Origin of the sequence: Thiothrix caldifontis (genome assembly GCF_900107695.1) — a bacterium.
Taxonomy (GTDB): Bacteria; Pseudomonadota; Gammaproteobacteria; order Thiotrichales; family Thiotrichaceae; genus Thiothrix; species Thiothrix caldifontis.
Genome location: NZ_FNQP01000039.1, coordinates 1 through 21,579 on the forward strand (window position 1 = coordinate 1; position 21,579 = coordinate 21,579).

The following is a 21,579-nucleotide window of genomic DNA, read 5'->3' on the forward strand; positions in this document are numbered from 1 at the left end:
AGTGTGGGGTCTCCCCATGTGAGAGTAGGTCAACGCCAAGCATCAATCCTAAAAGCCCCGTTAACGGTTTCCGTTCCGGGGCTTTTTTTATGCCTGTGTATTTGTGAAAATACAACACCATAAAAAATGCCCGCATCAGCGGGCAAAGTTTGTAAGCCATTTAGATACTCGTTTCAATGTTTGTTGAAACTGTTCATGTTGAACGGGTTTGGTCAAATATGTGGATGCACCAGCAATAACCCCCTGAACTTCATCCAGTGGTGAGGTTTTGCCACTTAGCATGATGATTGGGGTTTTTTTCATGGCTTTGCTAGAGCGCATTTTGCGGCAGACTTCGTAGCCATCAATACCGGGCATAATGACATCCAAGAATACCAAGTCATATTGCTTATGTGCTGACTTTTCCAAAGCTTCTTCACCGGTTTCAGCAAATTCTGCTGAAATATTGGCGTGACGTAGCTCTATTTCTAATTGTTTACGAATGGCTGCACTATCATCAACGACGAGTGCGGTATAACGGTAAGTTTCTGCTGATTCAGTCCCATTTTCTGGCACAACCGCTGGAACAGGTATTTCCTGTACGACTATTCCTAGTTCTGTTGTTGTGCTAAGTTTGGAAGATGATTCTGTGGTGATGTCTGGATTCTCTGCTGTAATGACAAGGCGTGATTTGAGTAATTGTGCGGCATCGTCAATAGCCCGCATAACACGGGTCACTAACAGTGGGCGTTGCAATAAAATGTCATATGGCAGATCGGAGTCACCAATACGGATATGTACGGCGGTATTATTAGGTAGTTCGGCTTCATTCAGTGTGATTATAATTTCAGAACATGTGACATCGGATTGCAAGCTGTAGTGTTTGCCTTGTGATGCGCCGAACGCAATAACACGTTGAATGACGGCATGATCTTTTTCGGGAAGCTCGAATAAACAAATGCCAATTGTTTCTTTTGTTGTGATAAGCATAGGGTTTCTCTCTTTATCAGGCTGCAAGTTGCGTTTGCAGCCAGCGCTGTAATTGTTTGTTGAGGGTGTCGTAGTCCACCGGTTTAGTGAGGTAAGCGTCGACTCCCGCTTGTTGCGCCATCTTGCGGTGCTTTTGTGTGCCTCGCGAGGTGATCATAACAATTGGCAAGTGGCGTTTTTCTGGCCAGATACGGATGGCTTGCGTCATTTCTAAGCCATTCATGCGCGGCATTTCTAAGTCGGTTAACACCAGTTCTATTGCATGTTCATGCAATTGTTGCAATGCTTCGAGGCCATCAACAGCGGTCATGGCTTGATGCCCCATTTGTTCAACCATGAGGCTAAGCGATTTACGGTTGCTGAGTGAATCATCAACGATGAGAATATGGGCACGTTGTGCCGTTTTGTTGGTATTGAGCGTTTGATTGCTTTTTAAGGTAATCTGACCATTTTCCAGATGACGCAAAATCCGCAATACGTCTAATACCGGCGCAACTGCGCCATTGGCGAGGATACATGCACCGCTGACGCCTTGAGCTAAGTTGAGCCAAGGTGCGAGACTTTTAACTACAATGTCGCGTGGCTGTTGGATTTCATCGACATACAATGCATAACTTTTCTGCTCACTGGCAATGATCAAGAGTGAATGGCCTTTGCGTAAGTCAGGTGCTGATGCTTGCCAGCCGAGCAACTGGGCTAGTTGCAGCACTTCCAACGATTGCTCTTGATGTTGAATAAACCAGTTTTCACCCTCAAATTGGTATTGATCGGTGGTGATATATAGCAATTGCTGGATGGTATTGCTGGGAATGGCGACTAAATTGCTACCTGCGCGTACTAATAAAGCATTAGTGGCAATCAGAGTCAGTGGGACTTGGATGTGAATGGTAGTGCCTTGCCCCATTTGGCTGCTGATATGTAGCAAGCCTTGCAAGTCTTCGACGGTAGTTTGCACCACATCCATTCCCACACCGCGCCCTGAAATATCGCTGACTTGATCGCGGGTAGTGAAGCCCGGTTGTAGAATCAGGCGTAAAGTGTCGGCTTCGCTGAGTTTGCTATCAGGTTTAATTATGCCACGTTCAATAGCCCGCGCTCGAATTTGCTCAAGGTTTAAGCCTTGTCCATCATCGGTCACGGTGAGGTGAATCTGGTTGCCTTTTTGATCAAAACGTAGCTCAATTTGACCTTCTGGTGATTTGCCAGCGGCTTGGCGTGCTTCGGGTGTTTCGATACCGTGGTCAACTGCGTTGCGCAACATGTGCAAGAGGGGGGCATTTAGCCCTTGCAAGATGTCGGTATCCACTTGCAAGTTTTGACCAATGATACTGATGTTGGCTTGCTTGTCGGTGCGGCGGCAAGTTTCCCGCACGGTGCGTTCTAAGCGTGTGACAATGGATTGCACCGGAATGAGACGGGTGCGCAAAATAGTTTCACTGAGTTGCCGTTGAAGGCGTTGTTGCTGATAAATCTGCTCGGAAATTTGGCGAATTTGCTGTTGTAGATTGCGGGTTAATTCACGGTTATCGGCAATGGATTCGGTTAGTAAATTAGAGGTGCTGTGTAAATCGTTATAAGCTTCTAATTCCAATTGGTCAAAACCATCTGCCTGACTCAAGGTTGCAAAAGACTGATAGGTGGATGGCGAATGCAAATTGCTGGATTGCTGGTCGATGGTTTCACTGAGTTCTTCTAGCATCTGGCGAATGCGTTCGTCTTGCTGTTGGAGTTGTTTGCCAAACGCTAACGTGTGTTGTGCTTGTTCGGCAATTTGACTGGTGGAGGTGATTAATTCCCCCGCCAAGTTGAGCAAGCGTTGTACGGTTTCCAGCGGAACACTCAAATGGGTGGCACTGCTGCGTGGCACTTCAGCATTGGGCGTGTTGTTTGTGCTGGTTTCATCATCGGTGGTTAAACCCGACTGGGTGATGAAGTCGGGCAGAATCAGCGGTGTTACTGGCAATAGTTCGGAAATATCAGGCTCGGCGGCTTCTGCTGGTATTGCTTCAGCAAGGCGTAATTCCCAAGCATCCATCTCCGCCAGTAAACTGTGGTATTCGTCCGGTAGCGGTTTGTGTTCTTGCAAATGGTCGAACAGAGTTTCGAGGCAGTCAGCGCACGCGGCTAAAGTTGCGCCTAAACCATGGGGCAAATGCGGGTTGATGTCGAGTTCGAGAATATCTTCCAGTCGGTGAGTAAAGGCAGCAATCGCCTTGACACCGACGACTCCACTAGCACCTTTGACCGTATGCGCCAGACGTGCTGCATGGCGTTTTTGTTCTGGGGTGTTATCACCTTGGGAAATCAGGTGAATCAAACGGGCGGCTTCGGCGATTTGCCCCGGCGTTTCTTGTAAGTAGGCTTCCAATAGTTCGGGATGAATGTCAGCATCCCAAGCCAATGGGTTTTGTGCGACGGCGTTATTTTGTGTTGCTGAATCAATGGCTTCAATTGTTGCGACGGTGTTTTCTTCAACAGGTGCTGGTTGCAGGGTATTAACGCGCAGGTTAACCAGCAAGTTTTCCAAAATATCCGGCGTGGGCGGTTCTGGCCAGGCTTCATTCATTAATTCTGCGGCAATCGCAGGCAAATGGGAGTGGTCTTCTGGTTCGCGCAGTGCAAAAGCAGCGAGTTCGATCCAACCGAACAATTGCCCGCCTTGCAGCAATTCGAGGATGGCTTCCGGTAACATCTCCTGATAGCTGAGTAGCAGGTCGTGTATCCACTCTGCAGTTTGTGCCACACCAGCCATGCTGTACTGATGGGCAGTTTCAGACAGGCGTTGGTATTCTGCAACTACGGCGGCAGCAGTCGCCGTAATTTCTTCTGGCTCTTCCGCAAGCGGGTTGAGGCTGGAGAGTTGTAGGGCAACATCTTCTAGTACTTCGGCAAAGGCGCTGACATCATCCATGGCTTACGCATCCAGTTTGAAAACGTTAACCGATTTCACCAGACGTTGCCCGTATTCCGCCATGTTTTTGGTCAATCCGGTGAGGGACAGCAATTCTTTACCGGTAGATTGTGTGGCTTCCACGATGCGTTCGGCACGGGTTTGCAACGATTTACTGATAGCAACTTGTTCGGCTGAGGATTCGGCAATTTTTTCAACCGAAGCGACCAGTTGGTTGGTGGCTTCGAGCGTGGCTTGCATTTGCTGCGCGGCTTCGCTGGCCAGTGTTGAGCCGTTGACCACTTGGGCGATGGTGTTATCCATCGTGGCGATGGTGGTGTTGGCTTCTTGCTGGATGTTGCGTACCAAAGTGGAAATCTGGTTGGTGGAATCACGCGAGCTTTCCGCCAAACGTTGGATTTCTTCGGCGATCATTGAGAACCCGCGCCCTGCATCACCGGCAGCCGTGGCTTGCATACTGGCGTTGAGTGCGAGTACGGTGGTGCGTTCGGAGAGGTTGTTGATGAAGTCGATGATCTGGCTGATTTCTTGGGAACGTTCACCGAGGCGCTTCAAGCGCTTGCCGGTTTCTTGTACGGTATCACGGATATTGGTGATGTTTTCCATACTGCGCGATACCGCTTGCTGCGCGTGACGGGTGGTGCTGGAGGTGGTGTCCGCAACCTGATTGGCGTGCTGCGCAAAAGCGGCAATGCTATCCAAACGTTGTAAGATATTGCCCAATTGCGCGGTGGTTTCTTCCGCTTCAGATTGTTCCAATTGCGCGAGTTTATTGACCGTCAGGGCGTAGTGGTTAACATCCTGTGAAGTGGTTTCAACGGAAGTGGCGACATCGCGTACTTGCTTAAGGACGTCGGCAGTATCTTCGGCAAGCTGGTTAATCGCATCCGCCAGAGGGCCTGTTGCGTCTTCAGTGACTTTAGCGCGAACAGTTAAGTCACGTTCGCTTAAGTCGAATACCGCATTCAGCAATGCGCCCACTGATTGGTTAAGTTGTTGGTTTTCTTGGTCGATACGCGCTTGGGTGGTGATGCGGTCCTCGATCATTTGGTCGAAGTTTTGTCCGAGTTCGGCTAATTCATTTTTGCCTTCGAGTTCCACGCGAGCCTGTAAATCACCTTCCGCAATTTTTCTCATGGTACCGATGAGGCGGTCAATAGAGTCAGCAATCGACTTGTAAATGAAGAAGCCTAATGCAGCGGCAATCAGCGTACCTAACAAAATCAAAGCAATACTGGTAATAAGGAAGGAGCCAACATTTTTTTGTGCGCCAACAAACGCTTCTTCTGCTTGCTGGATGTCACGTTCCACTTCTTGATGAATACTGTCGCGTAAGGGTTTCGTGTCGGCGTTTAAGTCATTTTGTAGGTAAAGTTCGAGTTTGCCACGGTCTTCTGTTTGCAGGAGTTCCTTTGCTTCTTTTATGACACCAAATAAATTATCGACTTCTTTGAAAGCTGTGAGCGTCTGTGGGTCTTCTGCTTGGCTAGTTTTTGCCGCTTTATAACTGGGGAGGATGCTGGTATTAAGATCCGACTCCAGTTTGGTTAAGGTTTTGAGTCCATCTTCCCAAGTACGACTACCAATTTGTACTTCATGGAGTAAGGCGATGTAATCACGTTGCATCCGACGAATCACTTTATTACCTTTGTCGATGGCAATGACACGGTTATTTACATCTTCCAATGCCAAACGGTTTTGGTTGAGGGCGATAATCGCAAAAATACCTGTGATGAACAGGATGGCGAGTGGCACAAGAATGAGCGCATAAATGCGGCGAGCAACCGAGAGGTTGCTGAGGAAAGTGGCACGTTTCGTCGCCTGAGTTGCCATAGTTATCTCCCTTGCTTAGTCTGTTGTTGGTGTTTTTTGTTGTTGGTCAAGCCAGTCACGCCAAGCGGAATCTTGCATGGCTAGCCATTTGTCGTTTACATATTGGGTCATGACCACGAGGTCGGAGCCTTGATTATCATGGGTGAAATCCATATTCAACCCACCGAGGTCAAATTGTTGGCCTTTGAAGGTAGTTAACAGGTTCGCACGGGTAATAGGTTTACCCTCCGTTTCTAGTTGGCGTAGCCCATGTAAGAGTAGTTTGCCAACAATATAACCTTCTTGCGAGACATAACCGTAATCTTTACCTAATGCAGTGCGTGCTTCTTGCACAATGGGTAACTCACTGTCGGGTGGCGGTACAACTTGAGTCATGATTACCCGTTCCTTAATAGAAAATTTATTTAAGGTTTTACGAAAATCATCTGCGCCAGTGAAGGATACTGCGCTAAAAATCCATGGTTCAGCTTTACTTTCGGCGTAGGCGATGAAACGAGCGATAGCTTCGTAAGTGCCAACAGTGACAATTAGTTTACAATGGGTGTCGTGATTGATTTCCCATTCTTTTAGTGATCTGTAGCCGTCACGGGCGATGAAGGTATTACGGGTATAGACGCCAACAGGAGCGATGCCGTTGCGGGGAATGTTATCGCCTTGTAGTTTTAAGACTTTTTCAAGTGCTGCAACGACGTTTGTGGCACTCTCTTTACCTTGTAGCGCATCCATAATACCTTGGACACCTGCCATGCCATACGTATCGTTTTGTACATAAGCGCATACTTCAGTGGGTTGGATTCCGTTTTTCAAGGCAGCGTCGATGACTGCTTTAGTTTCCTGTACGTAACTTGCACGGAAATTGATGATGTCGCCTTTGCCAGGGCGTAATAAACCAGCACCTGTAAAGAATCCCACTGCGGGTATTTTTTGCTGCTCTAGAATAGGCAACACTTTGTGGGCAGTCGGTGTGCCAACATTGCCAGCAAATAATAAGACTTTTTGTTCAATGAGCTTTTGGGTCGCTTCCACCGCTTTATCTGGGGTATATGAGTCATTTTCTGCTAGAAACTTGAGAGAGTGGCCTGCAATAGTTTGATTATTGATAGCAGCTTCAATGCCTGCTTTCATGCCAAGTCCTAAGCCGCTAGAGCGCCCTTCCAAATCCATCACCCCACCAATGAGAATCTCATTTGCACTTACACCATCTTCTGCGTGAATAGTATTTGGGGCGCTCAATAGCAAGCTCAAAATACTTGCCGTTATGAGTCGATATTTATTGTTGTTTTTCATATTTCAGTACACTCCTCCGGGTTGAGTTTAATGGTTTAACTTCCTTGTGTGCGTTGTATGTAACGCAATAATTTTCCATGGTCAGCGACTAATAATGGTTTACCTTGATGATGCAGACTATGCGGAATCCAGCTCGGTAAGTTGTCATCGGTGTATGGGATTAGGTCTGTGGGGGATAACTTTAGCTGACGTGGGTAACCATCGCAGGTTAGTGCAATAGGTGAAAAATTCGGGTGTTTTATTAACAGTAATTGCGGCAAATTGTGGAAGGATTGGCCTTGTACAACGTGATGCATATTAATGATAGGGTGTAAATCACCACGCAAACTGATTAACCCCGCACACCATGCTGGTGCAAATGGCACCGGATAAATGGCCTGCCCAGTCAACAATTCTGCTCTGATCTCTGCTTCTAGCAGGATTGTGTGTATCCCTACGCAATAGCAGAAGCGATTTTTGATCAATTTGTCAGATGAAGTTTGCACCTATCTGTCCCTCTATTATTCTTTGGATAACGCGCCTGCCAGCTTGTTTGCTCGACACGCGCCAGTTATTTTTTATTGTTGGAACCATTAATCTTGGTTGCTATTCACAGTTTTTTGATTTGTGCCAGCACCTCAGCCTCAGTATACGGTTTAACGATGTAGTCAGTAGCGCCTAGTTTGTGCGCCCACTGTTTATCCACTGGATTGGATTTGCTAGAAACCATGATGACAGGAATCGATTGGGTAGCAGGATTACGCTTGATGGCACGACATGCCTGATAGCCATCACCATCGTCCATAATAATATCCAGCAAAATGAGGTCAGGTTGTTGTGATTCCGCTAAGGCTTTTGCTTCGTTGCCGGACTGCGCAGCAATGACCTGATAACCAGCAGATTCAAGGATGTGGGTAAGATTCAGACGCTCAGTATTGGAGTCATCAGCAATCAGTATCTTGCGAATCATCATGGGTGCTCTTCCTTAGTACACTCAACGGGGTAAAACTGCCAGTATCGTTTATAGTCAATCGGTTCACTTTAAGCAATCTAATTTCTATGAATGGGAGGCGATTACTGGCTCTCGCGTAAATGCCTTGTTGTTCGCGTGCAATTCGGTCATAATTCCGCGTTCTTCGCAATGGTGGCCTGTATTGGTTCTCCCGCGACGATAAGTAGTGAACCTTGTCAGGCCCGGAAGGGAGCAGCAACAGCTACTGATTCGGGTGCCGGGATGTGGCTGGTGCAGGCTGCCACCACTCTAAAATTCTACGAATACCTCATGAGTTATCAAGTACTTGCACGAAAATGGCGGCCTCAGGACTTCCAGCAAATGGTTGGTCAGGCGCACGTATTGCGAGCTTTGATGAATGCCTTGGAAGGTGATGATGGTCAGCAACGGCTGCATCACGCTTATTTGTTCACCGGGACTCGTGGGGTAGGGAAGACGACGCTTGCCCGAATCTTTGCCAAATGCCTCAACTGCGAAACGGGTGTTACCGCCAAACCGTGTGGGGAATGCCGCAGTTGTCGTGAAATTGCAGAAGGCCGTCACGTTGATTTGATCGAAGTCGATGCGGCTTCTCGCACCAAGGTCGAAGATACCCGCGATTTATTGGATAATGTGCAATACGCACCGACCCGTGGGCGCTTCAAGATTTACCTGATCGACGAAGTTCACATGCTTTCAGGGCACAGCTTCAATGCGCTGTTGAAAACGCTGGAAGAGCCACCGCCGCACGTCAAATTCCTGTTTGCAACCACTGACCCACAGAAATTGCCGGTCACCATTTTGTCGCGCTGCCTGCAATTTAATCTGAAACGAATGCCGGTGGATATGATCAGTGGGCATTTGGCAAATGTGTTGGAGCAGGAAAATATCCCCTTCAGCGAGAGTGCTTTACGGTTATTGGCACGGGCAGCAGATGGCAGTATGCGCGATGCACTGAGCTTGACCGATCAGGCAATTGTTGCCGGTGGTGGGGCGGTGAGTGAAGACGAAGTGCAGGATATGCTGGGTTTGTTGCCCCATGAGCATTTACTCGCCTTGTTACAGGCTGTTGCTGATGATGATGGGGCACGGATGTTGGCAATGGTTGAGCAAATGGCGCAACTCACTACCGATTTTACGGCGGCAGCGGATGGTTTTATTGCATTGTTGCATAGCATAGCGATGCAGCAAGTCGTGCCAGTCGATGAAGCGGATGCAGATATTGCGCAGATGGCAAAATTGTTGTCACCGGCAGATGTGCAATTGTATTACCAGATGGCATTGTATGGGCGGCGCGATTTGCCTTTAGCGCCTGATCCGCGTGGCGGGTTTGAGATGTTGCTGTTACGGATGCTGGCGTTTCGGCTGGATGATGGCAAATCTCAACTACGTTCGACACCGGTTGAGAAAAAAAAAATTGTAGTTGAAGAGAAAATCCCCCCTAGCCCCCCTTTTTCAAAGGGGGGAACAGATGAGCCGCTGTCACAATCTCTTATTCCCCCCTTTGAAAAAAGGGGGGCGGGGGGGATTTCTTCCTCCAGCAACGATTGGCACACAATTTACCCCCAACTCAACCTTTCCGGCATGGCGTTGCCTCTAGCTCAACATTGTTTGCTGGAAAGCGCCACCGATGAACAGATTACGCTGTTGCTGGATGAAAGTGGTGCAACCTTGCAAAGTGAATCTGCCGAAGCACAATTGGCAGCGGCATTGGCGAAACATTACGGGCGTGCGCTCAAACTGAACATTAAAATCAGTGCTCTGACCGAAGAAACACCAGAAAAACGTGCCTTGCGTGAAGCGGCGGAACAGCAGAAGGCAGCCGAAGCAGCGATTAACAACGACCCGTTTGTGCAGCAATTGCAAGAGGCTTTTGGTGCCGTTATCGTACCGGGTAGCATCCGCCCGCGCACAAATGCCAGTTAGTGTAGTAAACTGCCAGCTATTGAACACAATGAGGATACACATACCATGATGGGTAAAGCCGGACTTGGCGGCCTGATGAAGCAGGCGCAAAAAATGCAAGAAAACATGCAAAAGGCGCAAGAAGAGATTGCGGCGATGGAAGTGCCGGGGCAATCCGGTGGCGGTTTGGTGTCGGTCGTGATCAATGGCAAGCACGAATGCAAGCGTGTCACCATCGACCCTAGCTTGTTTGAAGACGATAAAGACATGGTGGAAGACTTGGTAACAGCCGCGTTCAATGATGCTGTGCATAAATTGGAAGAAGCCTCGAAGGAACGCATGGCAGGCGTAACAGCGGGAATGCCGATGCCGCCCGGCTTCAAGATGCCATTCTAAGATGAGCGAATCCTCGCTGCTGAAAGAATTGGTGGATGCGTTGCGTTGCCTGCCCGGTATCGGTTCACGCACCGCGCAGCGCATGGCGTTCCATTTGCTGGAAAATGACCGACGCAGCGGTGAACGGCTGGCGGATGTGATGGGGCGGGCGATGCGTGACATCAAGCACTGTTCGCGTTGCCGCACCCTTACCGAACACGATACCTGCCGCATTTGCGCGAATCCGGCACGGCAACCGCAATTGCTGTGCGTGGTGGAACACCCCTCCGACGTGGTGGCGGTGGAACAAGCGACCGGTTATCGCGGCTACTATTTCGTATTGGGTGGGCGGTTGTCGCCGTTGGATGGTATCGGCCCCGAAGATATTGGGCTGGATGTGCTAGAAGCACGGTTGGATGAAGGCGAAGTGCAGGAGCTAATCCTCGCTACTAACCCAACAGTCGAGGGTGAAGTTACCGCACATTACATCAGTGAATTGGCAGCAAAACGCGGTATTCCCGCCTCACGGATTGCGCATGGCGTACCGATGGGTAGCGAGTTGGAATATGTTGATAGCGGCACGTTGTCCCATGCCTTTGAAGGACGGAGAAAATACTAATGAGCAATTGTTTATTTTGCCGCATTGTCGCGGGTGAAATTCCGGCGAAGCTGGCGTATGAAGATGAGGATGTCATCGCGTTTTACGACATTAATCCGCAAGCGCCGCTGCATGTGCTGATTATTCCGCGCAAACACATTGCGATGATCAATGATATTCAGCCAGAAGATGCCGCATTGGTGGGCAAGTTGTATTTGGCGGCGAAGAAAATTGCAGCGGATGCGGGTTACGCAGATGAAGGCTACCGCGTGGTAATGAATTGTGGGGCGGATGCGGGGCAAAGCGTGTTCCACATTCATTTGCATTTGTTGGCAGGGCGAGCGTTGAGTTGGCCGCCGGGTTAAGGATACTACCTCCGAATAACGATATAATTTTGGGGCTGAATAATGGGTATTCGATTGGGCATAGGGCTATGCCTTGTTTCTCTGTTTCTGGCAAGTTGCGGGGAAGATAAACCGCAATCTGTCACCTTAGCAACAGTTGATAAATTTGCACACACGAGCCAACTGGCTACAAAAATGCTAGACGAACAGTTGCAAATTCCTGAACTTGCCGCGTATTTCCAGCGTGTGCAAGCGGCATTGCAAGCCGAACCACCAATTTTGCAGTTAGATAACATGCAGTTGCCGGATGTTGCTGCGCAAGCCGCACAGAAGTTGGCAATTACCCACCCCGAATTCATTAAATTCACCCGCGATCAAAAAACTGGCGAAGCATTGCGCAATGAAGTGATGAATGTGCGTAAGGCGTTGCCGGGAGATTTTAACGGCGGCAATGTGGGGCCATGCGCACAAACTGAGTGTTGGCGGGTGGAGATGTATAGTCATTTCCATAATGCGTCGACGATTGCGTTTGTAGACGTGGGCAAGCAGCAAGTCTTGGGTGTAAGTCGCCAAAGCTTCGCACAGCCCGACTTGCCGAAACATCTGGTGGAATTGGCGGCGAAAATTGCTGGGGAATCGCCAGAAATTCAGGCAGTTTTGCAAGATCGCAAGCGCGAGCCTGACAAGAAAGAATTTAAAACTGCATTGCAGGATTCTATGTGTGAACGTTCGCATCACCTGTGCGTTGCGCCGACCTATGTGTTTGAAAATGATGCGCTATGGGCAATTGTCGATTTGACCGACGGCAAGCTGGTGGGGTCGCGTTGGACGGATTTGGGCAGCAGTGGCCCGAAAATTGTGGTGACAGAGCGCATTCTGGAAAACGAAACGACCTTCCGCAATTTTTGTGAGAAAGTGAATGTGTTGGCGCAAGATGGTTGGAGCATGGATTATGTCATCACCGGGTCGGATGGTTTGCAGCTTTCCAACGTGAAATTCAACAGCAAGCAGGTGTTGAAAAATGCCAAGTTGCTGGATTGGCATGTGAGTTATTCGACACGCGAAGGCTTTGGCTATAGCGATGCGATTGGTTGCCCGCTGTTCAGTGCGGCGGTAGTGATTGCGTATAACGGCCCTAAAGTTGAGCCGATTGTGCAAGACGGGCAGGAAGTGGGTTTTGCAGTGGTGCAGGATTTCCGCCAGCCACCTTGGCCGACACCGTGTAATTACCGTTACGTGCAACGGTTTGAATTTTACAAGAATGGACGTTTCCGCGTGGCACAAGCTGATTTCGGGCGTGGTTGTGGGACGGATGGCATGTACCGTCCGGTCGTGCGCATTGATCTGGAAACGGGGGGGGAACAGTCGGTGGCGGAATGGGATGGCAGACAGTGGCAAACGTGGGACAAGGAGCAGTGGCGTTTGCAGGATGATAACAAGTTGACCCCGGAGGGCTATCAGTACAAGGTGACGGGCAAGGATGGCGATGGCTTTTTCGTCGAACCTGGGCGTGGGCAGTTTGGTGATGGCGGGCGCGGCGACAAGGCGTTTACTTATTTCAGCGCGTATAAGCCGGAAGAGGGTGAACAGGACACGGTGACGCTAGGTTCGTGTTGTAATAGCGATCATCGCCAGGGGCCGGAACAGTTCATTGAGCCTGCCGAGTCGTTGCAGGATAAGGATGTGGTGCTGTGGTATGTGCCGCAGATGAAAAATGACGGTAATCCGGGTAGTGAGTATTGCTGGGCGGATACGCGGGTGAAGGCTGGGGTGCAGAATATTGAGGTGTGGCCTTGCTGGTCAGGACCGATGTTTACGCCAGTGAAGGGAGCTTCGTAATGCGTAAGGTACTGGCAACAATTGCGATTGGTACCTTGCTGAGTGCTTGTGGCAAAGCAGATATAGGCAGTTTTAAGCCTGGCGTGGCGAATGCTTGTCAGGCGATGCCCGCGTTCATCAGTCAAACCGGGGTCGGGCAGACGGTGGCGATTGATACCCAGCAGCGAGGTTACACCGGCTTGCGTTTGCTGAATCCGCAAACCCGTAAAACCTGGCGGCATCCGACGTGGGACGATGCCGGGCATGTTGGGGCATTTACCCGTGATAAAGACGGCAATATTTATGTTGCACCGACACCGGAAGTCAGTCTGGCGGATAATCCGCCCGCTTTGCAAAACCGTATTTACCGGATTGATGCGAAGAGTGGGGAAATGGCGTTGTGGCTCGAATTGCCAGCGGTTGCTCCACCGTCGTCATCTAACCCGTTCGGGACGATGGGGCTGTTTTACGATTGCGATACTGATAGTTTGTACGCCAGTTCCTTGGCAGGGTCAGAGCCACGTCAGGCGCACGGGCGTATCTACCGCATTGACGTTGTCAGCCAGCAAGTGAAGGCGCAGTTGGAGGCGACTGATGCGATTGGGGTCGGAGTGTTCAATGGGGCGGAACACAAGCGGCTGTATTTTGGGTCAGCGCGGTCGTCGGATGTGTATTCGGTGGCACTGGATGCGAGTGGGGATTTTACGCAGGATATGCGTCATGAGTTTGCGTTGGTAACGTTGCCGGATGGGAATTCTACCAGTGTGCGCAAGTTCGAGTTTGCCGAGCGGCAGGGGCAGTATGTGATGCAAGCCAAAGAGCTGGAGTTTGGGTTTCGTTTACTGGCAGAAAATAATCCGCATAAGCGGGTGTATCAGTTCCGTTATCAGGCAGGCGATGATCGCTGGCAGTTTACAGGCGTGATACCAGAAGCAGGTGGATAAAGGCTTGGGTATACAGCCATTGTTCAGGCTAGAGTTGGTGGGTTTATTATAAAAATAACTAATATGTTTGTGTTGGTGAATGTTGCGATATTGATGGCGACCTACCGTTCTTCGGGGATTAATAGCACATAAGCTTGATGAACGGTATTCTTTCCCAGATAAAATTAAGCCAGTTAACAATAACAATGAGCTGAATAATGAAAAGTAACAAAATCCCCTATTATGCGAGATATGCAGGTGTTGGGCTGCTGCTATCTGCCGCTGTTGTACAGGCCGATATTTCCGGCAAAGTTTTCCACGATTTCAATGGTAATGGCACGTTTGATACGGCTTCTCCTCAGGTGGAAACCGGTGTTGCGGGTGTTATTGTCACGGCAACGGATGCGACAGGCAGTACAGCTAGTGCTACCACTGCTGCTGACGGAACGTACACTTTTCCTAACAGTGGCGCGACTGCAACTGGCAATAAAGTGAGGATTGAATTTAGCAATCTGCCGGAATTCTCCAATAGTGGTAGTTCAGCGACAGGTACGACAACCCAGTTTGTGACAGCAAATGCCGCCGATGTGAATTTTGCGGTGACGTATGCGGATAATTTTTGCCAAGCAAACCCACAAATGGTGACACCGCTCTATCGCAGCGGCGCAGACAATAATCAGGTTTTACGCTTTTCTTACAATAATGAAGGGTTAAGTGAGCTGGATAAAACCAATATTGCGACATCTTCGGTAATTGGTAGCTTATGGGGCGTCGCTTACAGCCGCTCTCAGAAACAATTGTATGCCGCTGCCGTGCTAAAGCGGCATATTCCGTTGGGCAGCGGCGGGCTTGATGCCATTTATACCGTTGACCCTAACACGGGTGTACCCAATGCCACGCCTTGGTTGCAGTTGACGGATGATTTGGGTATTGCCGTGAGTACGGTTTCTGCCAATCCACAATATCAGGACAATTCTGAGCGGGGTGTGGATGCACCGCCACAAAATGATGCATCGGCGTTTACGGATGTCATGAAAGTGGGTATTGGTGACATCGAATTAAGTGCCGATGAAAAAACCCTGTATGCGATGAACGTGTATGACAAAAAAGTCTACGCGATTGATGTCGCCAGCAAAACGCTAAAAGGTTCGTATGCCCTGCCGGATGCAAGTTGCAGCAACGGTCAGAGCCGCCCTTGGGCATTAGGTGAACATCAAGGAAAAATTTACGCGGGTGTCACGTGTGATGGTAGCGCTTCGGGGAATCCTGCCAATCTTGCGGATGATTCGGGTGCTGCAAACCTTAAAGCCAGTGTTTATCGGCTGGATGGCGCAGCGTTTACCCAAGTCTTGACTTTTCCATTGGATTACCCCAGAGAACCGCCGTTCCAATATGACGATAAATGTAAAGTCATAACAAAGTGGAAACCGTGGGCAGATACCCTGTCGGATACCTGTACCGACGGTAATATCAGTTACCCATCACCCGTCCTGAGTGACATTGAGTTTGAAGACAATGGCAATATGATCTTGGGTTTTACGGATCGCACGGGTTTTCAAGTCGGGCATAAAAACTATGGGCCAACCGGAACGACGCTGTATTCCTTGTATGTTGCGGGCGATATTCTGAAAGCGTGTAAAACGGCATCAGGATGGGGCATTGAAGGTACGGTTGCGGGTTGTAGCAGTGCCGGTGGGCTTGCAATCAATCAGGCTGACCCGGATGGTTATCCGATGAGTTGGGGTGACATACTCGACAAGGCGGGTGAGTTTTATGAGGGGGACTTCTTCCACGGTGACGGTAATACGGATGGTACGGGTTTGTCGTACTTCCCCGGACACCCTGAAATTATTGTGGGTGGTTTGAGCGTTGTGCCCAACACGGGTGAAGTCATGTCAGTGACGTATGATCCGGTAACAGGTGCGGCTAACTACGGTACGGGCGGTGTCATTACTTTGAATAACCAGAGCGGTAAACGCACGCGCAACGGTTTTGAGCTGTATCGCACTACGGATGCTGATCCTACAACAGCCAGCAAGGGTGTAGGTCTTGGTGATTTGGAGGTATTGTGTGATCCCGCGCCTATCGAGGTAGGTAACCGTGTGTGGAACGACACTGATGGTGACGGTATTCAGGATGCAGATGAAGCAGGTATTGATGGTGTTGAGGTTGTTCTAACTTGTGGTGCTGATACGGCTACGGTAACGACGGCTAATGGCGGGCAATTCCTGTTCTCTAGTGCGAGCAATGCCACCTTTATGAGTGCAGGAGAGAGTTGCAAAGTAACGGTTAACAGTGCTGGGCAAACGTCACTTGATGGTTTAATTATCACTAAACAAAACGCTGACAATGTTACCGATAACCAAGCAACCACCGATTTACGTGACTCTGATGCGACTAGCGTGGGCGAGATTGCGTTTACGGTAGGCAATGTCGGTGAAAACAACCATACCTTGGATATTGGTTACAAAGCTGCACCGGTAGTCGATGCATGGTGTCCGGTCGGGGCAGTTGAGAACTTTTTGCTCAATGGTAGCTTTGAACAAGGTGCAGCAGGTGACAATGCACCTAATTGGACAGGTGAAAACAATATTTCAACAAGTTCTTCTGTCAACCCTAAGCCTCATGGTTCGCAGTTCGCTTTTACATGGACACCTGAAACCTTTTATCAGGATGCAGACATCAGCAGTGTACCGGAAGGTCAGGCACTCAAGCTATCATACTATTCCGGTTCACATGAGCCGAGTGACCAAGCGGTTTCTATCCAATATTTAACTGCTCCGGGCGGAACCGTTATCGGTACGGCACAAGCGCTGGCAGTAACACATGATGTTGATAGCGATGCTCAGTTGGCACAACAGGAATTGATTCTGGGGGCGAAACCCGCCGGTGCAAATGCGGTGCGTGTTTCGGTATACGGCGGCAGTGTGGATTTTATCAAGATTGATGCCATGTGTTTGTATGCCGGAGAAGTTCAAGCGCAAACAACCGATGTAAAGCTTACTAAAGATGTCACGCCTGCCACGGCTAAGCGCGGTGATACCGTGGTTTATACCCTGACTGTAAGCAACGAAAGCGATATCGCAGCGACCGGCGTAACCGTCACAGACAAACTGCCCGATGGCATTGCCTATGTCAGTGATGATGGGGAGACGGTGTACGGTTCGGATGTCTATGATGATACGACGGGCGTGTGGACTGTCGGTGATCTTGCAAAAGATGAATCGAAAATCCTAAAAATTACGGTAACGGTTCAGTAACAACCAACAATAAACAACAAGTTAAACAAAGAGAGTGATAACAATGAGAAAACTTACCAATACTAAAGCCTTGCTGATGTCTTTTTGTGCCATTGGCGTGTTGATGGCCGCTAATCAATCGTGGGCGGATTCAACGATCACTAACTGTGCTCAAGTATCCGCAACCGTTGAGCAAGACACCGACTCTTCCCCAGCGAACAAAGCCAGTCAAGCAGATTTGTTGACTGCGTTTACTGGTGGAACATTGGAAGATGATGAAGCTTGCGCCCCTTTAACCGTGCAATCTATCTTCGACTTAGGTGATGCACCCACCTCTTACGGTACGGACGGCGCAACAGCAGCCAAGCACGAAATTGTCCCAGGTTTGATGTTAGGTGGTACGGTGGATGAAGAAGCCGACGGTCAACCAACGCCTGAAGCTGACGGTGACGGTGCAGATGAAGACGGTTACAGCGTTCCTGTACTGACTGATGGTCAGGCAGTAACCTTGAAAGTGACTGCGACCAATACTACCGACAAAGCGGCTACTTTGGGTTGCTGGATCGACTACAACGGTAATGGTACGTTTGACGAGACTGAGTACGGCGGTGCGCCGGTCGCGATTGGTGCAGCCGGTTCTATTATTGATGTGGTGATGCCAGCAGCTCCGGCAGATGCCAGCACTACATTGAAAGACGGCACGTATGCACGCTGTCGCTTGAGTACCGATACCATTGACGGTACAAAAGCCACGGGTGCGCTGGTCGATGGTGAAGTAGAAGACACCAAGGTCACCTTTACGGCTCAACCAGTCTTCGACTTGGCCTTGGTTAAACGCTTGGCAGCAGAGCAGGCAGCCAGTGTCAAGCCGGGTGACACTGTTAAGTTTACTATCGAAGTTACCAACCAAGGCAATATTGATGCGAAAGATATTGCGGTCACTGACTACATTCCAACCGGTTTGACTTTGGCGGATGCGAATTGGACAGCAGCAGCCGGTGTTGCAACGTTAAATACCCCGATTCCAGCATTGGCGAAAGGCGATAAAACAACGGTTGAGATCAGTTTCACTGTAAATACCGATGCGACGGCTGGCACGATTCAAAACGCGGCTGAAATTAGTGCAGTGACGGATAGTGTTGGTGCGGCAGTAACCGATGTTGACTCTACGCCGGATACTAACTCAGCGAATGAAACCGGTATCGTTGATGATGTCATTGATAATACCGATGGTGATGAAGATGACCACGATATTGCTGAGATTACCATTACGGTTGATCCGAAAGTTGACATCGAACTGGTTAAAACCGTTACCGATGAAGCGGGTGCTGCAGTGACGACGGTGCGTCGTGGCGATACTGTTATTTATGTGCTGACTGCAACCAACAAGGGGCCAGACAATGCCACAGGTGTAACCGTCACTGACCAGTTACCCAGCACCTTGACCTACGTCAGTGATGATAGTGCTGGTAATTATGTGTCTGCAACTGGTCAGTGGACAGTGGGTGATTTGGCAAATGGCGCGAATAAAGTGCTTAAAATCACAGCGACTGTGAAGTAATGACACTCGCGTGTTAACAGGCTTGGCGTGCGGGGAGATTTTCCCTGCACGTTTTTAGAGGGGACTGATACTAATGATAATTTCTTTACGCGATAGCATTGCGATAGCACTTACTGTGTTTGTCGTAACACCCAACGCTTTTGCTGCTTGCCCTGCCAATACTGCCCCAGTTCAATTTGCTTGGGAAAATGCTAGTGGTGTTGGGGCAAAATGGTTGTACGGCGCTGTAGAAAATACGTATAACTTCAATTACACGAATGCACAAGGGCAAGCAGATTCTGTTGCAGTGACGGTGAAACTGCGTGACCCGGATAATATCAATGTCGACCCTGATGTGCGTGACTCCGGTAAACATCCCTATGATGCTGCGGGTTCATGTAAACCCTCTACAGGAGAAACGACAGATGCTTGGGCTGGGGATGGTAGCCTCAATGATCCTTGGGATTCCGATTGTTCCGGTGATCCGCAGAAAGTGAGTACCGGAACCAATAAAGTCTTTGGCACACCTTTTTTTACTTGGGTGTTAATGTCTTCGCATCATGAGCAAACCGCTTATTTGGATTTTACGTTTTCTAAACCTGCTTACATGGATAATTTTACCATTGGGGATATTGATAGTGCGGGGTTGACATATACCTATAATAATTTTGTGAATACAGAGTCGCCGGGTAACTCTTATCAAGATGAAGTGGGTTTTTCGGCGGCTAAAAGCGGAATCGCTGTACCAGTGAGTTTATTTAATCAAGGCAGTGGGTTGATTATTGATGGGGCAGTGGCACGTTCACGTTATGATACTAATCAAAATTACAATGTAGGTGCTGATGACCCTATCGGAACGGTGAGTGCCAACACCTCTCAACCTTTTGATACTTTTACGGTTAGTTATTCTAACGGTAAAGACGATGCGGATGATGAGCAAGCGAATCCGCAGCTTTATGCTTGGTGGTCTAATACCAATGGTGCTACCAATGGGTCAAGTGATAACCACGCCGTGCGTTTTCCGGGATTCACATTTTGTGTGGCAGAGCTGCCGAAAGTGGATATTAATTTGAGTAAAAGTGTGAGCAAATCCAGCGTAAAGCCTGGTGATACAGTGGTTTACACTTTAATAGCGACTAATAGCGGGCCAGATGCGGCTAGTGGCGTTGAAATAAAAGATTTACTCCCGGTAGGTTTGACCTATGTCAGTGATGACAGTGCTGGTCAGTATGACCCTGTTACTGGAAAGTGGCTGATTGGCGATTTGGGCAATGGTGCCAGTAAATCGTTACAAATCACGGTTACTGTGAAATAAGTAAAGCCATTTCTATAAAATAGTGCCATTCGGCGGCTTATTGCTGACGAATGGCGGGTAAGCCGTTATTCTTTGGTTATCCATAAAAAATATCTATCAAAATTTTAATTGATCAGGGCACTATAGATGAAAATAATAAAGCTCTCCTTGTGCATCTCCATGGTTGGGGCATTCGCGACTCTACCGCCTGCCTATGCGAATGAAGTTGTCACTAACTGTACGCAAGTCACCGATACCGGTGGCAGCGATAGCAATACTAACAATAATGAATCTTGTGCAGCAGTGACGATCCCGTTCGACTTCGGTGATGCGCCGGAAACTTTCCCTGTATTACTCGCTAATGGGGGAGCACGTCACCAGCTTGGTACTAATGTGTATCTGGGGAAGTGCGTGGATGGCGATTCTGGTGAATTGCAAGGGGAAGCCAGTGCCGATGACGCTGATGAAAGTCAGCCTGTTTACGGCGTCTGTGAAACAGATGCGTTTGGTAAGCAGGATGATGAAGATGGGGTTGCTATCGCGGAACTACGTGTTGGTGATACCGAAAGTACGGTGCAGGTGACAACCAGTGCCGACTGTAAATTAAATGCTTGGGTTGACTGGAATCAGGACGGTAGCTGGGGTGGCGCGGGCGAACAAGTGTTCCTTGATCAGCAACTGACTGCTGGGCTAAATAACCTGACGATGGATGTCCCAGCGTTTGCTGCGGAAGGTACGGCTTATACCCGTTTCCGCTGTTCAACAGCCGGTGGTGACGGGATCGGTGGAGAAGCCATTGATGGTGAAGTAGAGGATTATAAGCTCACGATTCTGCCAGCGATTCCTAAAGTGCCGGTCTCTGTTGGTGACAAAATCTGGATTGATGCTAATCAAAATGGTCAGCAAGATGCCGATGAAACCGGTTTGGCAGGTGCAACAGTCACTTTGCTGGATAAAGATGGCAACCCAGTGAATGATTTGGATGGTAAGCCGGTAGCGGCTGTCACGACTGATGGCGGCGGTGCTTATGTTTTTGGTAACTTGGCAGAAGGCCAGTATCTGATTCGTGTTGAAACGCCAGAAGGTTATCTCCCGACCCAAGGCGGTACGGATGTAGACGACGATGTTTCCAATACGGATAGCAACTGCCAAGTAGTGGATGGTAAGACGCAAACCAGCGACTTCAGCCTGACGACTGACAATATGACGGTTGACTGTGGTTTCTACATGCCAACCCAGCCTGTTCACAGCATTGGCAATATGGTGTGGGTAGATGATGGAGCAGGTGATAAAACCAACGCTGACAATGGTCAATTTGATGAAGGCGAAGCTTTGCTTAACGGCATCAAACTGGAGTTACGTGATACCACCGGTGCGGTGATTGAGAGCACCATGACCTCTGGTGGCTACTATTTGTTTAGCGGTTTAAATGCCGGTGAATACCAGGTCTGTGTGGCTGCCACTAACTTCAAAGGCATGGGCAAGCTGGTAGGTTACACAGCGGGCGTGAATGGCAAAGAAGCCGATGCGAATACGGGTGGGGACAGTAATGACAATGGCGGCGAGCTAAGTG

At 49.2% G+C, this 21,579-nt stretch carries 16 protein-coding genes and 1 other RNA gene; 11 read left to right on the forward strand and 6 right to left on the reverse strand.

Going from position 1 to position 21,579, the window contains the following annotated elements:
• Positions 1 to 135: 135 nt before the first annotated feature.
• The 6 genes from BLV87_RS18090 to BLV87_RS18115 form a co-directional block, all read right to left on the reverse strand.
• Complete coding sequence (locus BLV87_RS18090; RefSeq protein WP_093070967.1) at positions 136 to 969, reverse strand: response regulator; 834 nt, start codon at positions 967 to 969, stop codon at positions 136 to 138.
• A gap of 16 nt (positions 970 to 985) precedes the next feature.
• Positions 986 to 3,880, reverse strand: coding sequence for a hybrid sensor histidine kinase/response regulator (locus BLV87_RS18095; protein WP_093070969.1), 2,895 nt, complete (start codon positions 3,878 to 3,880; stop codon positions 986 to 988).
• A gap of 3 nt (positions 3,881 to 3,883) precedes the next feature.
• Positions 3,884 to 5,713 (reverse strand): methyl-accepting chemotaxis protein, encoded by a 1,830-nt coding sequence (locus BLV87_RS18100; RefSeq protein ID WP_093070970.1) that lies wholly within the window; start codon positions 5,711 to 5,713, stop codon positions 3,884 to 3,886.
• 15 nt (positions 5,714 to 5,728) lie between these two features.
• A complete protein-coding gene (locus tag BLV87_RS18105; RefSeq protein WP_093070972.1) occupies positions 5,729 to 7,000 on the reverse strand; it encodes an ABC transporter substrate-binding protein in 1,272 nt (423 codons plus the stop codon).
• Positions 7,001 to 7,035: 35 nt separating this feature from the next.
• On the reverse strand, positions 7,036 to 7,485 hold the full coding sequence (locus BLV87_RS20100) for a chemotaxis protein CheW (protein ID WP_093070973.1): 450 nt from the start codon (positions 7,483 to 7,485) through the stop codon (positions 7,036 to 7,038).
• 104 nt (positions 7,486 to 7,589) lie between these two features.
• Positions 7,590 to 7,952 carry a response regulator gene (locus BLV87_RS18115; RefSeq protein ID WP_093070975.1) on the reverse strand — a complete coding sequence of 121 codons (363 nt, stop codon included), beginning with the start codon at positions 7,950 to 7,952 and terminating at the stop codon, positions 7,590 to 7,592.
• A 179-nt stretch (positions 7,953 to 8,131) separates the two neighbouring features.
• Between BLV87_RS18115 and ffs the strand changes: the two genes are divergently transcribed.
• The 11 genes from ffs to BLV87_RS18170 form a co-directional block, all read left to right on the forward strand.
• Positions 8,132 to 8,228, forward strand: an RNA gene (ffs, locus tag BLV87_RS18120) — signal recognition particle sRNA small type.
• 33 nt (positions 8,229 to 8,261) lie between these two features.
• Positions 8,262 to 9,896 carry a DNA polymerase III subunit gamma/tau gene (gene dnaX, locus BLV87_RS18125; protein WP_093070988.1) on the forward strand — a complete coding sequence of 545 codons (1,635 nt, stop codon included), beginning with the start codon at positions 8,262 to 8,264 and terminating at the stop codon, positions 9,894 to 9,896.
• A 45-nt stretch (positions 9,897 to 9,941) separates the two neighbouring features.
• Positions 9,942 to 10,271, forward strand: a complete 330-nt coding sequence (locus BLV87_RS18130; RefSeq protein WP_425441584.1) for a YbaB/EbfC family nucleoid-associated protein — start codon at positions 9,942 to 9,944, stop codon at positions 10,269 to 10,271.
• A gap of 1 nt (position 10,272) precedes the next feature.
• A complete protein-coding gene (gene recR / locus BLV87_RS18135; protein ID WP_093070977.1) occupies positions 10,273 to 10,869 on the forward strand; it encodes a recombination mediator RecR in 597 nt (198 codons plus the stop codon).
• Positions 10,869 to 11,213, forward strand: coding sequence for a histidine triad nucleotide-binding protein (locus tag BLV87_RS18140; RefSeq protein ID WP_093070978.1), 345 nt, complete (start codon positions 10,869 to 10,871; stop codon positions 11,211 to 11,213). Before recR ends, BLV87_RS18140 begins: the two co-directional genes overlap by 1 nt.
• A gap of 174 nt (positions 11,214 to 11,387) precedes the next feature.
• Positions 11,388 to 13,031 carry a hypothetical protein gene (locus BLV87_RS18145; RefSeq protein WP_139282229.1) on the forward strand — a complete coding sequence of 548 codons (1,644 nt, stop codon included), beginning with the start codon at positions 11,388 to 11,390 and terminating at the stop codon, positions 13,029 to 13,031.
• Positions 13,031 to 13,954, forward strand: a complete 924-nt coding sequence (locus BLV87_RS18150) for an SMP-30/gluconolactonase/LRE family protein (RefSeq protein ID WP_093070981.1) — start codon at positions 13,031 to 13,033, stop codon at positions 13,952 to 13,954. The genes BLV87_RS18145 and BLV87_RS18150 overlap by 1 nt, the downstream gene beginning before the upstream one ends.
• 197 nt (positions 13,955 to 14,151) lie before the next feature.
• Positions 14,152 to 17,193: an SdrD B-like domain-containing protein gene (locus BLV87_RS18155; RefSeq protein WP_093070983.1), complete on the forward strand. Its 3,042-nt coding sequence runs from the start codon at positions 14,152 to 14,154 to the stop codon at positions 17,191 to 17,193.
• A gap of 43 nt (positions 17,194 to 17,236) precedes the next feature.
• Positions 17,237 to 18,733 (forward strand): DUF11 domain-containing protein, encoded by a 1,497-nt coding sequence (locus tag BLV87_RS18160; RefSeq protein WP_093070985.1) that lies wholly within the window; start codon positions 17,237 to 17,239, stop codon positions 18,731 to 18,733.
• A 73-nt stretch (positions 18,734 to 18,806) separates the two neighbouring features.
• On the forward strand, positions 18,807 to 20,027 hold the full coding sequence (locus tag BLV87_RS18165; RefSeq protein WP_093070986.1) for a DUF11 domain-containing protein: 1,221 nt from the start codon (positions 18,807 to 18,809) through the stop codon (positions 20,025 to 20,027).
• Positions 20,028 to 20,153: 126 nt separating this feature from the next.
• Positions 20,154 to 21,579 (forward strand): SdrD B-like domain-containing protein (locus tag BLV87_RS18170; RefSeq protein ID WP_175518061.1); only part of this gene is annotated, 1,426 nt, incomplete at its 3' end.